Annotated in this window: 17 protein-coding genes and 1 tRNA gene; 16 read left to right on the top strand and 2 right to left on the bottom strand. The window is 56.2% G+C overall.

What is annotated here, in order from left to right; translation table 11 throughout:
- Window positions 1-403: 403 nt before the first annotated feature.
- Window positions 404-488, bottom strand: a tRNA-Leu gene (locus AC2FFB_RS08115).
- A 664-nt stretch (window positions 489-1,152) separates the two neighbouring features.
- On the opposite strand from AC2FFB_RS08115, the gene AC2FFB_RS08110 reads away from it, so the two are divergent.
- The 16 genes from AC2FFB_RS08110 to AC2FFB_RS08035 all read left to right on the top strand — a co-directional run bounded on the left by AC2FFB_RS08110 (window position 1,153) and on the right by AC2FFB_RS08035 (window position 23,857).
- Window positions 1,153-1,635, top strand: coding sequence for a hypothetical protein (locus AC2FFB_RS08110; RefSeq protein ID WP_246097206.1), 483 nt, complete (start codon window positions 1,153-1,155; stop codon window positions 1,633-1,635).
- A gap of 2 nt (window positions 1,636-1,637) precedes the next feature.
- Window positions 1,638-3,650, top strand: coding sequence for a dynamin family protein (locus AC2FFB_RS08105; protein WP_142636261.1), 2,013 nt, complete (start codon window positions 1,638-1,640; stop codon window positions 3,648-3,650).
- A gap of 8 nt (window positions 3,651-3,658) precedes the next feature.
- On the top strand, window positions 3,659-5,374 hold the full coding sequence (locus AC2FFB_RS08100; RefSeq protein ID WP_142636259.1) for a dynamin family protein: 1,716 nt from the start codon (window positions 3,659-3,661) through the stop codon (window positions 5,372-5,374).
- A gap of 30 nt (window positions 5,375-5,404) precedes the next feature.
- Window positions 5,405-5,806 carry a hypothetical protein gene (locus AC2FFB_RS08095; protein ID WP_142636257.1) on the top strand — a complete coding sequence of 134 codons (402 nt, stop codon included), beginning with the start codon at window positions 5,405-5,407 and terminating at the stop codon, window positions 5,804-5,806.
- 22 nt (window positions 5,807-5,828) lie between these two features.
- Entirely contained in the window at window positions 5,829-6,701 is an 873-nt protein-coding gene (locus AC2FFB_RS08090) for a hypothetical protein (protein ID WP_142636255.1), read from the top strand.
- A 67-nt stretch (window positions 6,702-6,768) separates the two neighbouring features.
- Window positions 6,769-8,811 (top strand): dynamin family protein, encoded by a 2,043-nt coding sequence (locus AC2FFB_RS08085; protein WP_496689350.1) that lies wholly within the window; start codon window positions 6,769-6,771, stop codon window positions 8,809-8,811.
- Window positions 8,808-10,094 (top strand): dynamin family protein, encoded by a 1,287-nt coding sequence (locus AC2FFB_RS08080; RefSeq protein ID WP_271948831.1) that lies wholly within the window; start codon window positions 8,808-8,810, stop codon window positions 10,092-10,094. Before AC2FFB_RS08085 ends, AC2FFB_RS08080 begins: the two co-directional genes overlap by 4 nt.
- Before the next feature lie 334 nt (window positions 10,095-10,428).
- The gene (locus AC2FFB_RS08075; RefSeq protein WP_496713819.1) at window positions 10,429-12,588 is read left to right on the top strand and encodes a serine/threonine protein kinase; all 2,160 of its coding nucleotides are present in this window, start codon (window positions 10,429-10,431) and stop codon (window positions 12,586-12,588) included.
- A 202-nt stretch (window positions 12,589-12,790) separates the two neighbouring features.
- Window positions 12,791-13,762 (top strand): FHA domain-containing protein, encoded by a 972-nt coding sequence (locus AC2FFB_RS08070; RefSeq protein ID WP_281995082.1) that lies wholly within the window; start codon window positions 12,791-12,793, stop codon window positions 13,760-13,762.
- 3 nt (window positions 13,763-13,765) lie between these two features.
- Window positions 13,766-14,554 carry a PP2C family protein-serine/threonine phosphatase gene (locus tag AC2FFB_RS08065; protein ID WP_281995081.1) on the top strand — a complete coding sequence of 263 codons (789 nt, stop codon included), beginning with the start codon at window positions 13,766-13,768 and terminating at the stop codon, window positions 14,552-14,554.
- A gap of 19 nt (window positions 14,555-14,573) precedes the next feature.
- Window positions 14,574-15,815, top strand: coding sequence for a peptidoglycan-binding protein LysM (locus tag AC2FFB_RS08060; RefSeq protein WP_496689359.1), 1,242 nt, complete (start codon window positions 14,574-14,576; stop codon window positions 15,813-15,815).
- Between the two features lie 44 nt (window positions 15,816-15,859).
- On the top strand, window positions 15,860-16,966 hold the full coding sequence (locus AC2FFB_RS08055) for a transporter substrate-binding domain-containing protein (RefSeq protein ID WP_271948822.1): 1,107 nt from the start codon (window positions 15,860-15,862) through the stop codon (window positions 16,964-16,966).
- A gap of 258 nt (window positions 16,967-17,224) precedes the next feature.
- Window positions 17,225-18,703, top strand: a complete 1,479-nt coding sequence (locus tag AC2FFB_RS08050; RefSeq protein ID WP_496874764.1) for a Y-family DNA polymerase — start codon at window positions 17,225-17,227, stop codon at window positions 18,701-18,703.
- Window positions 18,700-22,074, top strand: coding sequence for an error-prone DNA polymerase (locus AC2FFB_RS08045; RefSeq protein ID WP_496874763.1), 3,375 nt, complete (start codon window positions 18,700-18,702; stop codon window positions 22,072-22,074). The genes AC2FFB_RS08050 and AC2FFB_RS08045 overlap by 4 nt, the downstream gene beginning before the upstream one ends.
- 155 nt (window positions 22,075-22,229) lie before the next feature.
- On the top strand, window positions 22,230-23,201 hold the full coding sequence (locus AC2FFB_RS08040) for an ATP-grasp domain-containing protein (RefSeq protein ID WP_221929479.1): 972 nt from the start codon (window positions 22,230-22,232) through the stop codon (window positions 23,199-23,201).
- Complete coding sequence (locus tag AC2FFB_RS08035; RefSeq protein WP_496874762.1) at window positions 23,201-23,857, top strand: HAD family hydrolase; 657 nt, start codon at window positions 23,201-23,203, stop codon at window positions 23,855-23,857. The genes AC2FFB_RS08040 and AC2FFB_RS08035 overlap by 1 nt, the downstream gene beginning before the upstream one ends.
- Here AC2FFB_RS08035 and AC2FFB_RS08030 read toward each other — a convergent pair.
- The gene (locus AC2FFB_RS08030; protein WP_142636233.1) at window positions 23,832-24,950 is read right to left on the bottom strand and encodes a glycosyltransferase family 4 protein; all 1,119 of its coding nucleotides are present in this window, start codon (window positions 24,948-24,950) and stop codon (window positions 23,832-23,834) included. The two genes, AC2FFB_RS08035 and AC2FFB_RS08030, sit on opposite strands and share 26 nt — an antisense overlap.
- Window positions 24,951-24,952: the final 2 nt, after the last annotated feature.

Below are 24,952 nucleotides of genomic sequence, written 5' to 3'. Positions count from 1 at the left end.
GATGCAACCTTGCCAAAAACAAAAGAAATTGGCCACCAGGCGAAAATACATGCCGGTGACCGGATCAGCTCAGGATGGGGGATGATTTCATAGGGGTCAACTCTGCCGCCCATAATTGTCTCAACACGACAATCTACTTGCTGGACGATGATGAGCGCGGGCTGAACCAACTGTGTCCAGCAGCCAGCACCTAAAATCGAATTGCAGCTACGATATTCAAAGGATGTCGCATTATTTTAACATAATCTTCATTCTGCGATATTTACTGCGGGACCGGAAACCCAAAATGTCTCGAAAAGCTGTCAGAAGCGCGCCTTCTTTCGTGCGAAGGTCTCAGGGCAATCGGGAAAGTTGCTCTATTGGGTCAAATTTATAAATATAATCAATGCAATACAATGAACTATGGTGCGGGTGGAGGGACTTGAACCCCCACGCCTTGCGGCGCCAGAACCTAAATCTGGTGCGTCTACCAATTTCGCCACACCCGCACGACCAGCAGCTGCTGCCGGAATGCCGCTCAATAGCAAAGCTTTTGAACGAGTGCGAGAGGGAAATTGTAGTTTACACGAAGAATATTGATGCCCGTTTCAGAACAAACCCAACCTCTGCTCAGAGGCACCACACAACCCGAAAACATATGAAAGACCGCACGACCACACCGACCGGAAAGGCCAATGGACTTTCAGCTGACCAAGCTTTGCCTGACGCCGCCCAAAACAGAAATCTCGCAGACCAGGTAGCCCCCAAAAAAAACTATGTGAAACATAGCGTCCTGTTAAAATTCACCATTGATGAACCTGCCAAATTTAAACACCCTCACGTTGTGCCGTGTTGTTGTTGCCTTTCCCGAAAGCGCACTTTGTTTGGGCGATGGATTCTGTCTCATGACAAGATTTTGCCAAATATGGAGCTGACCGCATGTATGTAAAACTATAATTTAATAAATAGTTACACCCCATTTGGAGACCAGTTATCAAATTCGGCTCGCTGTGAACTTCAGCAGATATGCTCATATTTTTATACGCTTTTTAGTTTAGTAGTGGGCCCGGGCAAGCCCGCAGCCATACTTGCGCCACAATTCAAACGCCAAAAAATCTTATTCGCGTCAAAATAAGACCGCCTTGCCAGTAGTTGATGGGTGGAAAGGAGTTAATGAGTCTTTTGCCTTCGGGCGTCTTACCAGTTCGTTCGCTTAACTCCAGTACAAGGGTCTTTACCGTGACCAACATGATGAACTCTGCATCTGCCGAGCAAGACGCGATTGGTCTTGCACGCGAAAGTTTTCTTGGTGAACTCAAAACCCTGAATCGCGAACACCCGAATACCGGGTTTGGCATCTCGCTGCGCACGCATTCTGGCGGGCATTATTTGCTTGCCAATTCCCGAATGCCCCTGCCCGAGGTCAAATCCCAGGGTTTCCCAACAGGGCGCAGTGTTGCGTGCCTGGAAAATAGCGACTGCTTCAGCTCGATCGAAGTGCTGGCCGATGCCCGCGCATATGAATCGATCACACCAAGCGCCGAAGCCGCAATTTTGGGTAACGCCCTGAACCTGATCGCCCGGATTGATACGCTGACTAGCGCACCTCACGGGCAGATCGAACCTCATATCGCCGCTACAGGAACCGGAGGCTAACCATGGCGCGTAACGATCATCTTTTGTCTGTTGGAAACGAAGCGCTGACCCCAATGACTTCGGCCATGTCGGCATTGACGACACAGATTGACCAACTGACAGAGGTGGCGGACGCGCGCTCCTCGGCACGTCTTGCGACGCTCAAGACACGCATGGAGAATTTCACTGCCAGCGTCACGCTGGTCGGTCAGGTCAAGGCGGGAAAATCTTCGCTTGTGAACATTCTGTCCGCACGCCCTGCCCTGCTGCCTTCGGATGTGAACCCCTGGACCTCTGTGGTTACCACGCTGAACATCAACACCAGAACCCAGGGTGATACAAAATCCCGGTTCACTTTCTTCGAACAAGAGGAATGGGACAATTTGATGGTTGGCGGCGGCCGGCTGGGAGAGCTGGCCAATCGGGCCGGCGCCGACGATGAAATGGACGATATCCGCCGTCAGATCGGCGAAATGAAAGCTAAGTCCGAGGAACGACTGGGTAAGCATTTCGACCTGATTCTGGGGCAAAGCCATCAATACGACTATTTCGATGAGGAACTGATCCAAAGGTATGTGTGTCTGGGTGATGAAGACGACCCGGACATCAACCCCAAGACCGGTCGTTTTGCGGATGTGACAAAGTCGGCTGAGCTGTACATGGACATCCCTCAGTACCCGATTTCCCTCAAGCTGTGCGACACACCGGGTGTAAACGATACGTTTATGGTGCGTGAACAGATCACCCTGCGCAGCCTGCGCGGGTCCGAAGTCTGCATTGTGGTTCTGGCAGCCAGTCAGGCTCTGACCACAATGGACATGGCGCTGATGCGGATCATCGCTCAGTTCGAAAATCGTCAGATTATCCTGTTTGTTAACCGAATTGACGAACTTGCAGATCCGGTCACCCAGGTTCCTGAGATTCGGGATCGGATTCTGGACACGCTGAAACAGAACAATATCGACACCAAGGCAAGTGTCGTGTTCGGCAGCGCCCTGTGGGCCGAGGCCGCGATAACTGGCAATCCCGATATTCTGTCTGAGGAATCCCGGAAAGCCCTGAACACGTTCTATCTGGCGGCCGGGTTTGGCGATCAGGCCCCGTCACTGGACAAGATTTGGGCATTGTCCGGTTTGCCCGACCTATTGCTGGCGATGAATGAACGCATTGCCGAAGGCGCAGGAACTCGACTTCTGGACCGTGTACGCCACCGGGCGCGTAACATCGCCAGTCAGATCCGGGCGACCGCCGTGGCCAAAAAACTATCCGACAGCGAAGGGATCGTGCGAGAGCTGAACGGGGTAGCACCCGAAGACGCCGTGGCCGAGGTCAACGCAGAATATGAAAAGAAGGCCGCTGAGCTTACTGCTTCCTTGCGCGCGAAAGTGCTTGAGCGTCTAAACTCGGCCGAAGCCAACTTTGTCAAACGTGCCACCGATTCTCTGATCGCGCATCTTGAGCAAAATGGCGAGCAAGGAACGTGGCAGTACGATCCTGCCGGGCTGCGGACCTTGCAAAAAGCGGCCTATTTTAGCTTTGCCCGGTCGATGCGCAAAGAAGTTGGTGCGTTGTATTCAGCGGCAGCCGCTGACATCGAAGCGTTGTATCAAAGCCTGCTGGGCAACCATCTGGGAGAGTTCAGCATCGAGGCACCAATCGTCCCGCGGGTACCACCTCCACTGGGTATCGGACGCACGATTGCCCTGGACTTGCAAAGCACATGGTGGCGCCGCTGGTGGCAACGCCGCAATGGTTTCGAGGCCTATGCGGCGGATTATACGCGCCTGATCACATCGGAGGCGAATTCGATCACCAAGGATATCGAAGAAAACCAGATTGCAGCAGTTCTTGAAAATGTCCGCGCCGCCCTTTCCGACTTTATGCGCGAGCAAAAGGAGACTCTGTTGAACATTTCGGCCTCGGCCGAAAAGGACCCCGGTCGCAGTGCAGCGCTGATGGAGGGGCTGGCCCCTCAGAAATCCCGCGACGATATCCTCGGCGATATCCTGAAAGATCTTAGTAACGAGGCAGCATAAGTAGCGATATGGCAAAAGATTCACAAACCCGCTTCGTCTCTTCAAAAGCATGGGACCGCATTGAAAAATGGTCCCGCAGGAAACCTGTTTTCGCACTTATGGGGGAATTCAGCGCCGGCAAATCAACCTTGATGAACTTTCTGCTGCGCTCGGAGGCACTGCCTACACAGGTTACAGCCACACAGCTGCCACCAGTTTGGTTCAGTTGGGGTAGAAGGTCGGCCTATGTACAACGCCCTGACGGAACTCGCGAAAACATCAACCTGGACCAGTTGGAACAAGTCGGGGTGAATGATGCCCAGTTTATTCGCATATTTCTGGAATCCGACATTCTTGAAGCCGTCGACCTGATTGACACTCCGGGTATTTCCGACCCCAAGATTTCTACTGATGTCTGGCGACGGGCTGTCGGTCAGGCAAATGGCGTTATTTGGTGTACGCACGCCACGCAGGCATGGCGCGAAACTGAACGGGCAACCTGGGTTTCCCTGCCCGAACGGTTGCAACATAATTCATTGCTGCTGGTCACACGTGCAGACGTTTTGGATGTCAAGGATCGCCAAAAGGTCCTTCGTCGTGTGAACCGCGAAGCAGGTCACCTGTTCAACCGTTCGATCCTGTTTTCAGCCCGTGATGCCATCATGGCCCGCGACAAAAGTGGGGACGCCGAATTGTGGACCCGCAGTGGCGGTGGCAAGATGGTCGACAGCTTCCTGGAAATCACAGAACTGATCATGGACAGCCGCGCTCATCAGCTGGCGCGTTATCAAATTGACACCAGCTTGTCCGATGCTCCTCAGGTACACCCGCTGCGCCCGCGGCGCAATTTCTCGAATGTACAGGGAACCGCTCCGCTGAAGCTGGTAAACCCGCTGCATGAGGGAACAGAGCCCGAGGTGGTGACACAATTCCCCGTGCGCCCTGCCCGGGTCGAACTGCGCCCTGATGAGGTTGAACGTGCCCCGCGCATTGACCCACAAGAGGCCGAACGTCTGCGCGCCGACATGACCTCGGGCGCCGAGATCGTAAAAGAAGAAAAAGAAGACGAATTGCGGGCGTTCTTCCGGGAGACCACTCCCGAGGACTCGGACGTTGCCGATCTGTCCGTTGCTCCTACCGAGGATGATGAAACAGACCCACAGGCCGTATCCGTCATTGATGAAACTGACATTGTTGAAGTTCAGCCACTTTCTGCGGAAGCCGAAGTTGCTGAAGAAGAAAACCTGTTCAGTGACGAAGACGAAGCTGACACATTCATGGCCTCTTTGGAGGACCAGCTTACAGATGTTCCGGAGCCCGAAGAGACCGCTCAGGCAGAGCCGGAAGAAACCCCGGTCGAACTTTCCGTATCCTCGATCACAGCGTTGATGGCTGAACAATCAGATGATGCCGAGGATGAGTTCGAACCAGAGCCGGAAACCAATGGCCTGATGAACACTCAGGTTGTTGCCATGCCAGAGAGCAGACCGGAAATCGCGGGCTCGTTTGAAGATATTGTAAACGTGTCCGTCGACACCCCGCTTAGCGCGGCGGCGATGTGGCGCGAGGTCACGGATGGCGAAGACATGCCCACCAACCCAGAAGCGTTGAAGAAGGTATTTCAAGCATTTCTTGAGGAGTTTGACCAAATCACGGCCGACCACAATGCGCGAAAATCAGATAACGCGGTAAGGCCCATGGCCAATACCTCTGAAGACACGGGTGTTGAACGACATGTACTTTAGCCGTGAGAAACCTAGGAGACAGGGCAACTGATGTCTATCGAAACAGCATTAAACGATGCGATGGCGACCATACCCGACTGCATAGCAGCCGGGTATGTCGACATGAAGACAGGTATGTTGCTAGGCACCCATGTCACAGACTCGGAAAGTGCCGAAGCCTTGGATACTCTGGCCATTGCGGTGGCCAACCTTTTTCAGGGGCGCGGTGTGATCGCGTTTGAGAATCTGCTGCGTTCGACCGACGCCGACGATACGGAAAATCCTGGGTTTGGCGAAATCGCAGTGTTTTCAAAGGATCGGCTGAATATTTTCCTGCGGACCCCGGACTACCCGGACCATGTGGTCTGCTACATCTGTCGCGACAGTGCCAATGTGGGGCTGGCGCTTACTAAATCGCACATAAGCCTAGGGCCGGTTACGGCCGCTGTATAACGGGACCAGAGGGGGTCACGGCATGATGGATACTGACATACTGGACATGCTCGAAGACATCGGGCGGTTGTCGGTCGCCCGTTTGAATCCGACGGTTACATTAGCTGCTGAGACGACTGAGATTCGTCGTGAAAAGATCCTGCGCACCATTCGCGGAACCATTTTGCCGCGCCGGCTGGAATTTACGGCGGCCAATGGCGATTGTCTGGCAATGGAAGTCAACAGCTCTCGGGTAACTGATGTTTTTCGGGTCCGCTCGGGCATGATACCGGATTTTGAAACTACTCCGCGTGAAGAGCTTGCGACCCGCTTGGCCGAATTGGTGTCCGATATTGCAGCAGCCCCTGCCCCGTTGGAGTTGCTTTCTCTGCAGCCGGACACGGCGCTTGAGGTCGATGATGTCGGTGTGACTTTCAGCGAGATTGCAAAGGCTTGCGGCACTATCGAGCTGCCGCCCGAGACGGTCGTTTCTTTGGTTCCCGACACGCCTGCCCCGCAAGAAACAGATATTCCAGCGTCCGCCGCCGGGGCGACAGCAGGAACCATTGCCAGCGCGTTTTTTGATGGCGCTGAACGGTTCGCATTGGGACGCGCCGAAGTTTCCGTGGACGGTGCAGCCATCTCGCGGCTCGAAGGAGTATGCGACGTCGGGCAACCCATGCACGCCGATCAGGATCTGCTTCGTCAGTTTGCACAGGATCTTGTTGGGTGGGACGGTGACGCCGCCACCGCGCTGGATCATCCTCAGCTGATTGTAATGCGGCCTTCAGGGGGCAAAGGGGATGCGCTTGCCGTTCTGCATGACGGGTCACAATTTGCGCTGGCCATTCATGAAGCGCGCAAACTGGGAGCCGTCGTAAACCTTTGGAAATCAGTTACGGGATCGGAAAAATGATCCGGTGCCAACAGTTCAATTTTTCAACGAATTCGATCCGTGAAATAAAGTAGTCAGGGTATGTGTTATGAGTGAGAATAATCGTCGCGAGTTACTTCGTATAGCCAACGAGATGAAAGGCGTCAGCAATGACGAAACCGGGCAGTTTATCTCTCGGATCATTGGTGATCTTTCGAACCTGAAGCCCTCGATTGCTTTTGTTGGTCAGATCAAGGCCGGCAAATCCCGACTGATCAATGGTTTTACCGGACAGGCCGAATATCTGCCGTCGGATGTGAACCCTTGGACAACCGTAATCACTGATATGCATTTCGGCCACCCGTCGGGCCGGACGCAAGGTGCCGAGTTCCATTTCTTCGACAACCGTCAGTGGCAGTCCCTGATTGCCGAAGGCGAAGAGCTGCGCAACATGTTCCCCGATGACGAGGACAGTTATAAGCGCGAGATGATCGAAGAACAGGTCGACGCAATGAAGACCCGCGCCAAGCTTCGGCTGGGCGATAGCTATGAACAGCTGCTGGGCCAACATCATGATCTGGAAGACCTGAATTCGGATGATTTGGCACGTTATGTTTGCGCAGGCGATGACCCGACCGAGGGTGGGACACATGATCCGGCATCGGACCGGGGCCTTTACAGCGACATCACCCGAAAGGCCGAGGTCTATTTTGACATCGGACATTTCCCATTTCCGCTTACGGTCACCGATACACCCGGCGTAAATGACCCTCTGTTGATCCGCGAAGAGATCTCTCGCCAATACCTCAAAGAGTCCGACTTCTTTGTGGTTGTACTGTCGGCGCATCAGGCGCTTTCTCGGGCGGACTTGAAACTGTTCCGCCTAATGCAAGCGCTGGAGTTGGGCCAGATCGTGGTTTTTATCAATCGCGTGGACGAATTGGGAAATGGTGCCGAAGATGCCTTCAAGGTGCGGGCCGATGTTCTGGACGGGCTTGAGAAGGCGCTTGGAAACTCGAACATTGACGTGCTGACCGGCAGTGCCCAATGGGCGCATTACGCCCTGACCGGTGACGAAGCCGGTATCAATCACGACGATGTCCTGGCCTGGCTGCGCGCGCACCCCGATCAGATGAAGCAATATCTGGACGGTGTCGAAGAGATCAAACAAGGCCCCGGCCCGATCAGCCGCGAAGGTGTTTTGCGCTTTGCCGCTATGATCGCCTCCGGGTTGCCCGATCTGCGCCGGCATGTGACCCGAGCGCTGACAGAAGGCCCGCGCGATGAACAACTGCGTATGGCCTGGCAGCATCTCAACAGCTTTGCCCAAGGTGAATTGGACCGGTCCAAAGCGCATCTGCGCGCGATCGAGAACGACACCACAACCTCGGCAGAAGACGCTGGTGAAAACAACAGGATATTGGCCGATCTGCGGAACTCGGTCAGCGACAAGACCACCAAGATCATTGACGAAATGGATGACGTCCTGGCCAACCTGAGAGGCGTAATGGATGACACCGTGGCCGAGGCCGTGTCGGGCGTTGTTCGCGGCCCGAACGGAGATTCTCCGCTGTTGTCGAAAACCGGAGAAACCGAGCTGAATTTTACGCCGCTGCGCGACCGCATGCGCGAACTTGTTCAGGGGGCCACCCAAGTTGTCCGCCAAAGAATGCTGAGCGAGCTCTACGCAATCGACATGCAAAGCAATGCCACGCTGCGGGCTCTGCCCGGCTGGCAGGACGCAACCGACAATCGGATGAACACCAGCGCAGTTCGCTGGTTCCGTCCGGACACGTCCGCTTTGACCCGTGGCATCACTGTTGAACTTCGGGTAAACTGGTTGTCCCGGCTGATTTCGCGTAAAAGTGTCGTGTCCCGTGCCGAACGCATGATCGTTCAGGAGTTTGAGATGATCGGAGATGATCTGGTGGATACCGCCCGCGGTGATTTGACCGAGCGGCTTAATACCGTGCTGGACCATTATCTGGCCCTGCTCGCCACACATCTTGAACATCGTGCCGGAACCGGCGAAACAAATGCCCGGGCCGAGGCGCAAGCCGCATTCAACCACGCACAACATATTTCTGACGAGCTGGGCACCCTATTCAGCCAGCATCAAACAGATGAAAGACTAGCAGAGGCAGCGGAATGATCGAATTTCCCGGAACCGACAAGGAAGTGAGGCAGCTTGAGCGCTTTCTGACCGCGACCGAAAGCCTGCCGAGCGACGTGGCGCTCGAAGATATGCGCGCCCGTGCCTTGGCGCATGCCGAACGCTTGTCAAACGCGGTAAATATTGGATTCGCCGGAGAATTTGGGGCGGGAAAATCCAGCCTGGCCAACATGCTGGCCGGGGCAGATATTCTGCCTACCGGGCCGCAACATCTGAAACTGCCGCTCGTTATTGTGGCATATTCCGAAACCCCCGAAACAACTGTCGGGTGGTGGGACCGGGAACCTAAAGTCTATTCTGGAATTGCACTTGAAAAAGCCGCCAAAGACGAACCCGACTTTATCTCTGTTGGATTGAACACCCCTGCCCTGCAAGAGATATCGCTCTACGATCTGCCTGGGTCAGGCGCTTTGGATGATACCTATAAACCGACGCTCGATCTGCTCAAATTTGTGGATTGCGCAATCTGGTGCACCAACGGCACAAATGCATGGCGCGAAACGGAACGCCATCTTTGGGCTAAGGTTCCGGAAGAGTTGCGAGCAAACAGCATATTGGCTGTGACACATACAGATTTGCCTCCGGTACGCGACGCGCTTGACCGGGTGTTGGCCCGCTTGAACAAAGAAAAGCGCAATATGTTCCGCTCGGTTGTGCCGATCGGCACCCCAGTGGCTGTCCGTGCCATGGCGCAAGAGCCAGAACCGGATTTCGCCCTTTGGGAAACCTGCGGTGGACAGGGGCTGGCCGAACAGGTGCTTGATATTGCTTCGAACCGGCGACAGGCAGACCTGAGTTCGGCGCGCGAAGATCTGGAACAGCACTTTCTGCCCTATCTGAAATCGATTGACGTTCAGGTGCCGGACATAGCCGCCCTCGACGCGCCCTCTATGCAGGCTACGCTGGAAAACGTGCTACCCCCTATCGACAATCCGATCCTGGAAGACTGGCTTGCCGCAATTGCCAGTATCTATGAGGACCTGCGGGAAACCTCAAATATGGAGCCTGCGGCTTTCCTGCAAAGCTGTCAGGAAATCGTTGAGGATTTCGCCGAGCGCCTGGAAAACGATGGCGAGATTGACCCGACGGCGGATTGGATTCCGGGTGAGTTCGAAAAGGCCACGGACTTGTTGCTTTTGCTTCAGTTCGAAAGCGGCGTTGCGCCACTGAAGGATGCGATTAGCATCCTGGCACAGCTGAGTGACAACCTTGCTTGGGCCGGCAGCCGGGTTGAATCGGCACAGCCAAAGACCGGAACCTGAAATTTCCGCTCAAGGCTGAGCGGCAATTCCGCGAATCGTAGATGCGATTCCTACGAATCTATTGTTTCGAATTTGTAGACCAATCCTTAAGAATTTGTTTTTAGCTTTCGATTTTATCACAATATATTTCTATATGTAGTATAAATTGCCAAGTATACACTACATATAGATCAATCGCAAAAACGATCCTTAGTGAAGCCATCAGGCGGCCCCAATAAAGTCAAATTTGAATCGTCTAACCGACTTGAGTGTCCTGCGGTTGTTTTTGGTTGTGTGTTTGCGGGCTATTTGCCCAGGTTTTTTGCCGCAAAACGATTAGAACGGGCGGAATGAAATGAGCCATAACCAGGCTGTCGGTGCAACGCACGACGAACCTAAGATTGAAGGACTTGAACCTGGCGCAAAGCTGTTGCGCGGGCAGTATGAGATTCTTCGTTTCCTCAGCAATGGCGGGTTTGGGATTACCTACCTGGCCCGCGACAGCCTAGAGCGCGATGTCGTGATCAAAGAGTGCTATCCGGGCGCTCTGTGCCGTCGGAATGGTGACGCGGTTGAACCCATCAATCCCGACCACAAAGAAGATCTGCGCGCGATCATCGACCTGTTCATTCAGGAAGCGCGCAATCACGCCCGACTGGTTCATCCCAATATCGTTGACGTACATCAGGTCTTTGAAGACAACGACACGGCGTATATCGCTATGGACCTGATCCGGGGTTGCGATCTTCTAGATTATTCCGAGAACCCCGAAAACGACGCTGGCCCGGATTTCATTGTCCAAGTCACCGAGAAAATGCTGTCGGCCGTTTCGTTCATCCACCAAAGCGGAATGCTGCATCGCGATATCTCACCGGACAATATTCTGATTGACCAAAACGGAGACCCGGTCCTCATCGACTTTGGTGCCGCGCGGGAACAGGCAGCCAATCAATCAGCTGCCCTGTTGACTTTGCGGGTTATCAAAGACGGCTATTCCCCGCACGAATTCTATGTACGCGGCGCAGATCAGGGACCCAGCAGCGACCTCTATGTTCTCGCGGCGACGCTTTATCACGCCATCAGTGGCGAACGTCCGATCGACGGGCAAACCCGACTGAATGCCTTCAACAATGGCCAGGATGATCCCTATACGCCCCTCGCAGGTCAGTACAGCGACTATCCCGATGGGTTCCTTGAAGCGATCGACAAAGCGATGGAAGTTCACGCAACAGATCGTCTGCAAACGGCCCTGGATTGGCTGCGGATGTTCCGTGGTCCCGGCGTCATGTTTGACTCGTTCGCCTATCGTCCGGTCTCGGTCATCGTAGCGATGGACCGTAAGGACGAAGTCGAAGAGCAAGCCCGGATCAAAGCCGAAAGTGAAAATGCCGAGGCGGTGGTGACTGCCTTGTTGGCTGGGAACCCTGACATTGCCCTGGGTAATGAGGATAAGTTTGAGGGCGATCTGGCCAAGTTTGCACAAAAAGAAGAGGCCGCGGTTGCGGTCGATACGATCGTCAAGAACGGATCAGGCGGCAGCGGTAAAGTCATCGCAGGCGCTGCTGCGGTGGTGGTTGCCTTGGCTGCAGGCGGATTCGTTTTGTTCAGTGGCAGCGAAGAAACCCCCGAACCGACAGCAGCGCCGGTCCAAGTGACCGAGACAGAGGCACCAGCCTCGGAACAGCCGGAAGAAGCCGTGGAAACGGCGGCACCGGCCGCTGCGGAAGAGGTCGTGGAAACGGCAGAACCGGCCGCTGCGGAAGCTGAAGCACCAGAACAAGAAGTCGCAAGCGTAGAACCTGTTGAGCAGACGGATACCCTCACGGCGCAAAACGCCGAAGCGCTACCTGTCGAGGCAACCCCAGTTGCTGCTGACCCGGTAGAAATCAGCGCTGCTGCTGGCCAACCGGCAGAAACGCAGATTGCGTATTCTCATTGGGATGTGGAAATACCGTTCCAGACCTCGAAACGCCGCGCCTCGACTGGCAGCGTCGTTGTCGTGACCGGCATTGACCCCACGCTGGATACTTCCGTGATCGGAGAATGGGTGCAGCATGGGGCGTCGATTTATACTCTGAACGGAGTGCCGGTCCAGGCAGATGCAAGTTTTGCCGCCCAGATTTTGGATGACCTGAAGGTCGATCCGGATGGGTATATCCGCATCACTGCCCGTTATCGGGAACTCGGAAAAACCCGTGCGCAGAACGGATTGCTGGCCCTGCCCGCCATTCGCATGTTGGGTCTCGAGAATGGTTATGTGTTCACTATCAGAAACAGCAATGGAAACGGCTGGGCAACTGTTGTTGACACTGCACCAGACGCGCCCGCAGCAGGTAGCCTGCGCAAAGGCGATGTACTGATCTCGGAAAATCATACCGGTCAGAACATTACCAACCCTGAAGGGCTGGACGCGCTTTTGCAGCTCCTTGTTTCTGAAAACCAGTCCGAAGCCCGCTTTACAGTTCTGCGCAACGGTACTGAAACGGGTGCGGTTATGCCCCTGGTACAGGAGTAATGATCCGGTCTGATTGTGATCTGCCTGTGTGTGTTTGCTGAGAGTGAAGCGAAAGCCATCACTCTGACGGGGACCGGCCCGTCGCAGAAGGTAAATGAGTTTTTTGTTCCCAATCATCAGTGCCTGTGTACCGAACGTGCAGAGGTGAGTAGCAGCCCCATGGGACGTAGATCCTGTGCCAAGAAACAAAGGTGTCGACACCATGTTTAAATATAAAAGCCCCCTTAGCCGGCTTCTCGAAGGTGCCGGCAAACCTCAAGAGACCGAAACCGAGGAGGTCGCGGCACCTGAGTCTGATAACGCTGAACCGATTGCGGATTTCAACGCACTTCGTAATGCACTGGCAGGCGGCAACACTACCGCTGATAGCTACGATGAAAGCGAAGAACTATTACCCGAAGACAAGATGCCGGAGTTCTCCGAAGCAGAACAAGCCACTGCCGATGAGATTATCGTCGAGGAAGTGGTCGCCGAAGTGCAAAGCGCCACCGAGGTTACAGTTGATGCCGACCCAAAGGACGACGAACCGGTTGTGACACTGCATGTGTCAACCGAAGAACTGACAGCCACGATTGAAGATCCCGCGCCTGAAATGGCGATGGAAGAACCGGTCGTAGACGTAGTCGTCGAGACAGTTGATCCGGAACCAGAAGCGCCTTCTGCCCAAGAGGTCGAGGTACAACCTCAGCCTGCTCCTGCGGCAAAAGAAGACAGACGCAGCCGTGTGAAAACCACCTTCCTGGGCTTCGAGCGCGCGGATACGCATGTTCAGGACCTGATGGAATCGGCCGAGCCGGTGGCTATGGCCAAGACCGAGGCCGCGCAGGCGACATTCCCGGTGGGATGGCTTGTTGTAACTTCCGGCCCCGGCCGCGGTTCCAGCGTTACGCTGACAGAAGGCCTGATGCAGATTGGGCGTAATGATGATCAGGCGATCCAGCTGGACTTTGGCGACACTGGGATTTCCCGCAGCAACCATGCGGTAATTGCCTATGACCCGGAAGACCGCAAATGCTATTTGGGCCATGGCGGCAAGGCCAATCTGGTGCGCCTGAACGGCAAACCCGTTCTCAGCACGGTTCCACTCTCCACTGGCGATCTTATCCGGATCAGTGAAACCTCAATCCGTTTTGCAGCCTTCTGCGATGACGGCTTTGATTGGCGGGATGCTTAATTGATGCTGGCGACCCCGGCATATGATCTTGCGCTGATCCTGGATCAGGGTCAGCGCGACACGCAGGAAGACGCGGTCGCGTCGCGTATGTTCGACGCGGCGGATGCGGGCTATGTCATCGTCGCGGACGGAATGGGTGGGCATGCGGCAGGAGAAGTGGCATCTGAACTGGTAGTCAAAGCCTGGCGCGATGCACTGGATACCGAACTTGAAGCAGACGCTCCGGCTGAGACTGCGCTGATCGACGCCTTACCCTTGGCAGCCATGCAGGCAAATGCCGCGATTTCGACTTACTGCGAGGAGCAGGGTGAAGATTTCAACATGGGATCAACCATGTTGGGAGTTTTGCTGCTGGAAAAGCGCGTCTTCTGGATTTCGATTGGCGACAGCCCCCTTTATCTCTATCGCGACCGTACCCTCAGCCAAATCAACGAAGACCATTCGATGGCTCCGATGATTGATGCTCAGGTTGCTGCAGGTACCCTTACGCCAGACCAGGCGTCGTCTCACCCCGACCGAAACCAACTGACTTCGGTGATAATGGGCGCCGCAATTCCCAAGGTCGATTGCCCGGAAGAACCATTGGGTCTTAGCACCGCGGATGTGCTGATCGTGGGAAGTGATGGGCTGCAATATCTGAGCAACACAGAAATTCAGGCAATTCTTGAGGAAAACGAAGATGCGCTGGCTCAAGATATTGCGGATGCGCTGTTGCGGGCACTGAGAACCAGGAACGACCCGGATCAAGACAATACGTCGATTGGCGTCATCAAACTCAGAAGAAACGACTAGAGGCAAAGCAACCGGACCAATGAAACTCCATCTGATCATATCCAGCCTGGCACTAGCTGCCGCGACGGGCGCTGCTTCGGCACAAGAAGCATGCTCAACCTATGAAATCCAGCGAGGCGACAGCCTGCGGGAACTGACCATCGCAGTCTATTCGACCGAAGATTTTCGGATCATCTTCGAGGCAAACCGCGATGTAATCGGAAATAATCCCAATGTCATCCGCGTCGGCGACGTTTTGACCCTGCCGTGTTTGGAAGATATCGGGCGCGCGGCTGCCGTGCCGCAGACAGAGGCCGAAGCAATGGCCGCCGAAATGGCCGCCGAACTTGTCAAGGCTGCGGAAGATCGCGCTGCCAAAGCTATCGCCGAAGCCGAGTCCCGCGTGGCCGAAGCCAAAGCAGAGGCGGTCATCGCCGCCAAGGCTGCGGCCAAGGATGAGATCGAGGCCGCGCGTGCTGAAGGTGCTGCCCTAATCCGCAATGCAGGTACCGGTGAACGTCCTGAAATCCGGGACCGTCAGTTGATTTTGATCACTGGCGGCAACTATTCCCCGTTCACGGATGAAGCTCTGCCGCATCGTGGTCTATATACAAATCTTGTTGAAACCGCGATGTTGCGCGCAGCGCCGGAACAGTCCTACAAGATCCAGTTCGTCAATGACTGGTCTTCACATCTGGATCTGTTGATGCCGACGCTGGCATTTGACGCAACCTTCCCGTGGTCGCGTCCAGATTGTGACGACGCAGATGCACTGTCTGAAAATGACCGTTCACGTTGTGAAACCTACAATTTCTCAAACCCGTTCTATGAAGTTGTGGACACGTTCTTTGCTCGCGAAGGTTCGGGCTATGAAGAGACCCTGACATATGCGGATTTTGCCGGTGCAACCATCTGCCGACCCGAGGGCTGGTCTCTGTCGCATATGGATGCGGTGGGGCTGTACGAGCCCGCGATCACGATACTGCGCCCGGTTTCGCCGGATGAATGTTTCCATGCATTGATGGATGGAACCGCCGACATCGCCGCAATTGAGGCCCATCTGGCCGTCGAGGCAATCGGTCGGCTGGGTTACGAGCATCGCATTGTAGAAAACCCCAACTTGGCAGCGATCAAGTCTCTTAACATCATGACTCACAAGGATAATCCTGATGGAGAAGCGATCCTTGAAACGCTTAATCAGGGTCTGGCGATCATGCAGCAATCAGGAGAGTGGCGCGACATCGTCTCAACCGCTCTGCGTTATCAAATGGAAAATGGCTAAGGCCCTTATTGGCCTAAACTCAAAAAAGTCTGGAGGAAGTGGACATGTATAAATTTAACCTGAAGAAAGTCGTGATTTCGGCCACCGCCGTCACCGCCCTGAGCGCCGGAGCTGCCGCAGCACAGGAAGCCTGTAGCAACTATACCGTCGCGGATGGTGACACGATGGCGACCATCGCCATCGCGGCTTATGGCACCTCGAACTATCAGCCGATCTTCAACGCCAACCGCAACATCATCACCAACCCAAACGCGCTGGCGCCTGGATTGGTTCTGTCCCTGCCCTGTGAAGACGGTAGTCTGCCGAATGGCCAGTCAGCACAGGAACTGATCGCAGCAGAAGAAAAGCGTGCGGCCAGTGTGAAACGTTCGAACGTCTACGCCCCGCCAATCAAGCTGGTAGCGGGTAACGGATGGGAGCCATTCACAACCGAAAGTCTGAGTGGTGGTGGGATCATGACCCGCCTGGCGACCACAAGTCTTCAGCGTGCCGGCAACAGCCGTGATTTCTCGGTCAGCTTTGTCGACGACTGGACTTCGCATTTGGAAACTCTCTTGCCGCTCGGCGCATTCGACATCTCGATCGCCTGGACAGTTCCAGATTGTACAAACCACACCTATGAGTGGTCTGCAGCGACTGAATCCCGGTGCAACGAGTTTGTTGCTTCGGTTCCGGTCTATGACATCGTCGGCGGCTTCTTCACTCTGCCGGAAAGCGAATACTCACAAGCGACGGCCTTCGAAGACCTCAAAGGTGCAACCCTGTGCCGTATGGACGGCTGGAGCATGGTTGTACTTGAAGAAGTCGGCTTGAATTCCGAGAACCTGACGTTGGTTCACCCCAGCTCGGCCCGCGAGTGTCTGGATGCCGTTTTGACCGGCTCAGCCGATGTGGCCGCGTTCGAAGTCGATCTTTTCGCTGCAACCATGAAGGACATGGGCCTGACCTCGGAAGATATCGTAGAAAACCCCTATGTTTCCACGCTGTCCTCGATGAGCTTCCTTGCGCACCGCACCAACCCGTTTGCACGCGAATACATCGCTATGGTCAACAAGGGCCTGAACGAAATGCGTGAATCCGGCGAATGGTACGCGATCATCTCGGACACGCTGCGTGAACAGAACGAAAAGCTGAACGCCGCGTCAAACTAATACCGATACATATGAACAGTCGCAGGGCCGGTCTTTGGACCGGCCCTGTCTTTTTTCAAGATCAGAAGATTTTTGCGACAGGAATGAGAGTCCGAATAATGGCTGCCGCGGTTTGATGCCTAAAAGGGTCGACCTTCCCTTCGAAGCCGAAACAACTTGGCCCCGGTGGCACTATCTACCGGCGTTTGATCCAAAAGACTCGACTCTGTAAAAGTGGAAGCATAAAAAGAACAAATCAAGAACATATTGGTATCTGGCATGTTCGATGGAATGCAGCGTCGCGTCGTTTCATTGTGGTTTCCTCGGTTGGCAAGCGACCGGGTTCTGCGTCGACGCCTGGTGAATGGGCCCTTTGTCCTGACGCTCAAACAACAGAATGCCAATCGTATTTATTGCCTGAACGCTCAGGCTGCGGAACAGGGGCTGCATCAGGGCATGTCCTATGCGGATGCGCGCGCCTTTTGCCCCGCTTTGCAAAGCTGCACAGCCGATCCTCAGGCCGATATGCGTTTCCTGCACATCCTGCGTCGCTGGGCAACGCGCTATTGCCCCTGGGTGGGGATGGAAGGCGAGGATGGGCTGGTGCTTGACGTCACCGGGTCAGCCCATCTCTTTGGCGGCGAAGAGGCGATGTTGGCTGATATGCGCGGACGGTTTGCGCGCGCAGGGCTCTGGGTGCAGATCGGGTTGGGGGATACGCGCGGTGCGGCTTGGGCGCTTGCCCGTTATAACGAGGGGGTCGCAGCCTCTGGCAATATGCTGACGGCCCTAAAGTCGCTGCCGGTGGCGGCCTTGCGTCTGGATGAGAAGACCTCGGTCGCCTTACAGCGCATGGGCCTGCGCAAAATTGGTACATTGGCGGCAGCACCGCGCGCACCGCTGACACGGCGTTTTGGTCCCGGTCTGCTGCTCAGGCTGGATCAGGCTCTGGGCGCGCAACCCGAAGCAATCACGCCGCTGTCCGATCCCCCCCATTACGCGGTGCGCATGACCCTGCCGGACCCCATCGGATTACTGTCGGACGTGATGGCTGGTACCGAACGGCTGTTGGCCCAGCTCTGCGCCAAGCTGAAGGCGCAAGAGATGGGCGCCCGGAAACTTTGCATGACATTGCGTCGGGTGGACCAGGACTGCCAGCAGGTTGAACTGCGTCTGGCCCGACCTCTGCGCGATCCTCAGCGTATCCTGTCTTTGTTCGAACGCGGTTTGGGGGAAATAGATGCTGGCTTTGGCATTGATCAAATGCGGTTGGAGGCCACCGGGGTTGAAGCGCTGCCAGTACAACAAATCAGCCATGTGTCGGACCACAGCAAGAGCCGGCTGGATGACCTGATCACCCGGCTGGGCACCCGGGTCGGGCTTGAAAACATACAGCGTTTCCTACCTGCGGACAGCCATATTCCCGAGCGCAGTTTCATCATCGCGGCCGCCGCCTATTCCAACCCCTCCAGCGGCTGGAGCATCCTGAACCCACGCCCGCTCTACCTGTTTCCACCCGAACCTATTGCGGCAACCGGCCCGCATCCGCCCGCGCGGTTCCGCTGGAGACGTATGTCCCTGACAACCGGCCATGCCATGGGCCCCGAACGCATCGCGCCCGAGTGGTGGCATCAGGATGAAAGCTGGCGGTCCGGTCTGCGGGATTACTGGCGAGTGGAAACCACGCAGGGGCGCAGGCTCTGGCTGTTTTACACGCCTCAGAATCCGGGCTGGTTTGTACAGGGAGAGTTCGCATGATCGCCGCAAACCGCCCGATAGACGCCCTGCATCGCCACATGCCAAAACCCCATGCACAGGGGCTGGGGTATGCCGAACTGTGCGTCACCACGAATTTCACCTTTCTGACCGGGGCCTCCCACCCCGAAGAGCTCGTCCTGCGCGCCGCCGAGCTGGGATTGTCGGCAATAGCCATCACGGATCACAATTCATTGGCAGGGGTTGTGCGCGCATGGTCGGCACTGCGAGAGCTTAAGCGGCAGACCAAACAGCCCCTTCAAATCAGATCCGAACATCGTGTTGATGCCTCTTCCCGGCAAGAGGTTGGCCACAGGCAGGCGCTTCCGAAACCGGACTGCACTGTTCTGCCTAAACTGATTACCGGCTGCCGGCTGCTGCTGCGCGACAGTGCGGTAGATTGGGTGGCGTTGCCCTGTGATCTGGCAGCCTACAAACGCTTGGCCCGCCTGCTGACGTTGGGCAAGCGGCGTGCGGATAAGGGTGATTGCGAGCTCTATACGCAAGACATGCTGACGGCCTGCAAGGGCATGATCCTGATCGCCCTGCCCCAGACCACCCTGTCAGAGGCCGCATCGGATATTCAAACCGTGCGGCGACGATTTCCCAATCATGTTTTTCTGGGTGCAGTGCCACGCTATGACGGCAGCGATCAGACCTATCTGGCCGAATGCGCCCAACTGGCGCAGAAAAGCTGCGCCCCCATGGTGGCGGTCGGGGATGTGCTGATGCACCGCGCCCACCGCAAGCAACTGGCCGATATCCTGACCTGCATGCGTAAAAACATCACGATTGATCAGATCGGCACCCGCGCATTGCCCAATGCCGAACGCCGCCTCAAATCCGGCCAGGATCTGGTCCGGCTGTTCCGCCATCACCCCAGCGCCTTGCGGCGCACGATGGAGATTGCCGACAGGTGCAGCTTTGATCTGGCGGAGCTTTCGTATGAATACCCCGATGAGATTGCAAGCGGGGAACATCCGCAAACGCGTCTGGAACGTCTGGCACACGAAGGGTTGCAGCGCCGGTACCCCGAAGGGCCGCCCGACACGGTGGTCGGGCTGATGCGCAAGGAACTGGCGGTGGTCGCGGATCTGCAGTTTCCCGCTTATTTCCTGACTGTACATGACATCGTACAATATGCCCGGTCGCAGGGCATTCTGTGTCAGGGGCGCGGGTCCGCGGCCAATTCGGTGCTCTGTTACCTCTTGGGCATCACGGATGTCAGCCCCAACCAGATCGCCATGGTCTTTGAACGGTTCGTGTCCAGATACCGGGGCGAGCCGCCGGATATTGATGTCGATTTCGAGCATGAGCGGCGTGAAGAGGTGATCCAGTGGATTTACGAGAAATATGGCCGCGAACGTGCTGGTCTTTGCGCAACTGTCATCCATTTCCGCACCCGTGCAGCCATTCGCGAGGTGGGCAAGGTCATGGGGCTGTCGCAGGATGTGACCGCTGGGCTGTCGAGCCAGATCTGGGGCATGAGCAATGGCGGCGTTGATCTGGACCGTATTCGCGAGCTGGGGCTGGACCTCAGCGACCGGCGCCTCATGCAAACCATTCATCTGATTGGCGAAATCATCGGCTTTCCCCGCCATCTGTCCCAGCATGTTGGTGGTTTTGTGATCACCAAAGGACGCCTGGACGAGCTTTGCCCGATTGAAAATGCCGCAATGGAAAACCGCACCGTCATCTGCTGGGACAAAGATGACATTGATGCTCTGAACATCCTGAAAGTCGATGTGCTGGGGCTTGGTATGCTCAGTTGTCTGCGCAAATCCTTTAGCCTGCTGCAACAGCATGAAGGCCAGACCCTGAGCATCGCCAAGGTGCCTCAGGACGACACCGCCACATATGACATGCTCTGCCGGGCGGATGCGATCGGCGTCTTTCAGGTCGAAAGTCGGGCGCAGATGAATTTCCTGCCCCGGATGCGCCCCCGCGAGCTTTATGACCTGATAATCGAAGTTGCTATTGTGCGCCCTGGCCCCATTCAAGGGGATATGGTGAAGCCCTATATCCGGCGACGCAATGGGCTGGAAAACCCCGAACCCTTTGGCCCGGAACTGGAACAGGTGACAGCGCGCACATTGGGCGTCCCCCTGTTTCAGGAACAGGCCATGCAGATTGCCGTGGTCGGGGCCGGATTCACGGCGGAAGAGGCCGACCATCTGCGCCGCTCATTGGCTACGTTCCGGCGAATGGGCACAATCGGCACATTCCGGGATAAATTCATCAATGGGATGCTGGGCAACGGCTATGACATCAAAGTGGCCGAGCAGTGTTTTTCCCAGATCGAAGGCTTTGCCGATTACGGGTTCCCGGAAAGCCATGCGGCGGCCTTTGCCATGCTTGCCTATGTCTCCGCCTGGCTGAAACGCCATCACCCGGCGATCTTTGCCTGCGCGCTTTTGAACTCTCAACCCATGGGGTTTTACGCGCCCGCTCAGATCGTGCGCGACGCCCGCGAGCATGGGGTCGAAATCCGCCCCATCTGCGTCAATCATTCCGAGTGGGACAATATACTGGAACGCCGCCCCGATGGCGCGCTGGCGCTGCGGCTGGGATTCCGCCAGATCAAGGGGTTCAGGGAAGAAGACGCCGGCTGGATTGAGGCCGCCCGCGGCAATGGATATCAGGATCCAGAGGCGCTGTGGCTGCGTGCGGGGCTGCGGCCTGATGTACTGACGCGCTTGGCCGAGGCAGACGCTTTTTCCGATATGGGGCTGACCCGGCGCGATGCACTCTGGCAGGTCAAAGCCATTCAAAGCCCCAAACCTCTGCCCTTGTTCAATGATCCGATTGACGGGGAAACGGTTCACGAACCCCCGGTCAACCTGCCCGCCATGCAGCTGGGCGAAGAGGTGGTCGAGGATTATGTTGCCACCCGCCTGACCCTGCGGGCCCACCCGATGGAACTGCTGCGCCCCTCTCTGCCAGGGCTGACCACACATGTCGCCTTGCTAGAGGTGCCCCTGGGGCGGCACAGCGTTTGTGGTCTGGTTATCACCCGTCAGCGGCCGGGCACGGCGTCGGGCATAATTTTCCTGACGCTAGAGGATGAAACCGGGGTCAGCAATGTGGTGGTCTGGCCCAAGGTTTATGAGCGTTTCCGCCGGGCCGTGATGGGCGGGCGCCTGCTGCGGATCACAGGGTATCTGCAGCGTGAAGGGATTATCGTGCACCTGATCGCCCAGGACGTTCAGGACATGTCACATAAGCTTTCCGAATTGGGGCACCCGCAACCAGAGGTCCTAAGCACCGAAGGGTCCCGCACTGATGATACACCGAAGAAATCCCGCTATCCTGCCAGGGCAATGCACCCACGGGATCAGGCAAAGCGGCTGTTTCCAAGCCGGGATTTTCATTGAACCGCACTGCTGCATATCTCTGGCAGGGTCCGCACTGTCGGATTGCCGCAACTCAAAACAATATTGAGGCAAACTCACCCCTACCCCGTTCACAGGGCAAGACACCCTGTGCTAGGTTAAGCACGTATAATTGTTTATGAATTGGTGAGTTTTCGATGGCGCGAAAATGTCTGGCAATCCTGATTACGTCGGCGGGTCGCCGTGTTGGCCTGCTGCAATGCTTCAGGGCGGCTGCGGAACGTCTGGATGTTGACCTGACCATCATCGCCTGCGACCTGAACCCAGATGAAAGCGCGGCTTGCGCGCTTGCCGATCACGCCGCCGCCGTGCCGCGATGTGACAGCCCCGACTATGCAACCTCGATCCTCGAGATTGTGCGTCAACACGGAGTCAGCTTGGTGATCCCCACAATCGACCCGGAACTGATGCCCCTGGCACAGGCCGCGCCCGCCTTTGCCAATCTGGGCGCGCGAGTCCATGTCTCGCCGGTGAACGTGATCGAGGTTGTCCGGGACAAGCGCCTGACAATCCAGAAACTGTCCGAAGCCGGGGTTCCTGTTCCGCGCACATTGGATCATCAGGAATTGCTAGAGCGGCCACAGGACATCAGTTGGCCCATCTTTGCAAAGCCAAGTGGCGGCAGTGCAAGCCGGGGGCTGGATGTATTCGAAACCCTCGCTGATGTCCCCTCTGAATTCCCCGAACCGATGATCTTTCAGGACAAGCTGAACGGACCGGAATACACAATCAACATGTTTGTAGATGCCTCGGGTCAGCTCTGCACTGTGATCCCGCATCTGCGCATTCAAATTCGCGCCGGTGAGGTTGAAAAGGGTGAAACCAGGCGACGCAATGATCTGCAAACCATCGCCGAAGGCATTGCACAGGCCCTGCCCGATCTGCGCGGTGTCGCCTGTTTTCAGATCATCGATGACCCAGAACATGGCCCCGCAGTGCTTGAGATCAATGCGCGTTTCGGGGGTGGCTACCCTCTGGCCGATCATGCGGGCGCACAGTTCGCACAGTGGCTTTTGGAAGAGGTTGCCGAATTACCGTCAACCGCCAATAACAACTGGCGCGATGGTGTGAAAATGATGCGATATGACAGTGCGGTGTATCAGGGCTGATGCTGGTATTTGATCTGGACGACACCCTGTATCTGGAGCGAGATTTTGCCTTTAGCGGCTATAACTGGCTGAACGGTTGGGTCCACGAAAAAACCGGCGCTGAAGGGTTCGGACAACGGTGTCAGGCCGCGTACAATGCGGGGGAAAGACGACGCATATTCAATGTGGCTTGCGCGCAGACCGGCCTTGATGCGACCGATTCTTTCCTACAGGACCTGATCAGCAAATACCGATCACACCCGCCCCTCATTTCGCTGTGCGAAGACGCCGAGCGGTTTTTGACAAACGCAGATCAGCCGATGGGGTTGATCACCGACGGGCCCGAAAAGATGCAGCGCAACAAGATCGCCGCGCTGGATCTGGACCGCTTTATTGCGCATATCCGCCCGACCGGCGCCTGGCCGGATGGCTACGGGAAACCGCATCCCCGCGCCTATGAAGAGATGGAATTGGCCGCGCAAAACCCGCGCAGAATGGTCTATGTCGCGGACAATCCGGCCAAGGATTTTATCACCCCGAATGCCCGAGGCTGGCGGACGGTTCAAATCCTCCGGCCCGGAGCGGTTCATGATCCTATTCCACCCAGTACCCAGCATACCGCATATGCCACGGTCACCAGCTTAGACCAGCTTACAGAAGTTCTGTCAGACCTTTAGCCGTGCCGGCTTTGGCAGCAACTCCGATTTGCACATTGGCAATCAAAGAATCCCAGTCCGACAGGACGTGCTGCGGTTCCAGCCATTCCCTGTTATGGCGCGCATTCTGACGCATTTTATGCAGTAAGGCATCATCCTTTGACAGGCTGAAAATCGCCTTGGTCAGACCGGCAACATCCTCGGCCGGAACAAGCAATCCGTTTTCCCTGTCGCGGATCAATTCCCGTGGCCCATAGGCGCAATCGAACGATATGACCGGCAGACCTGTGACCGTGGCCTCGGCAACTACATTCGGGAACCCTTCAAAGCGAGACGGGAATACAAGAATATCCGCGTCTTGCATCCAGTCTCCGGGTTTTGGGCTGGCGCCGGGCAATGATACTACATCCGATAAATTCGCAGCAGAGATCTGCTGTTCCAACGCGTCGCGCTCTGGGCCCTCGCCAAAGATCGTCAACCGGATGTCTGGGTTGTCGCGCAGCACTTCGGGCATTGCCCGCAGCAGCATATCGAACCCCTTTTGACGATCCAAACGCCCGACAGCCACAAGCCGGGTCTGTCCGGACCCGATGTGGATCCCCCCCAGCGGAGCACATGGATTGGGGATTACACTGGCCTTTGGGATCAGGTCCGCAGGCAAATCCAAACGCGCACGTTCGGTCTGCATGACGATTCCGGACGCCCCCCGCGCAAGCCTGTTCACCGCTTTCAGCCACATGGGATTTCCGCTTTGGACCAGTGGATTGTTCCGCTCGGAAATTACAACCGGCACCCCGGTTCCACGCGCGGCCAACATGGTCAGCACATTCACCTTGGTCAGAAACGAGATGATCAGATCGGGACGCACAGCCCGGATGACCTTGCGAATATGCAAGTAGCGCCGTGCCTGCGTCAGTCGCCGCGAAATCTTTAGCGGCTGAATCATGTGCAAATGCGCGCACTCAGGATAGGCGAAGTAGGAACCAGAATCCTCTGTCGCCATCCCGGCGACGTGAACCTCGTCCCCGGCCGAGATCCGATGCGCGGCGATCATTGCGGCGATCTTTTCCGCACCGCCTGCTCCGAACCCAGCTTGCACCAATAATAGTTTCATTT

The organism is Ruegeria sp. YTSA219 (genome assembly GCF_059609985.1).
Note: the sequence above shows the minus strand (reverse complement) of the source record. Positions and strands in the feature narration are given on the sequence as shown.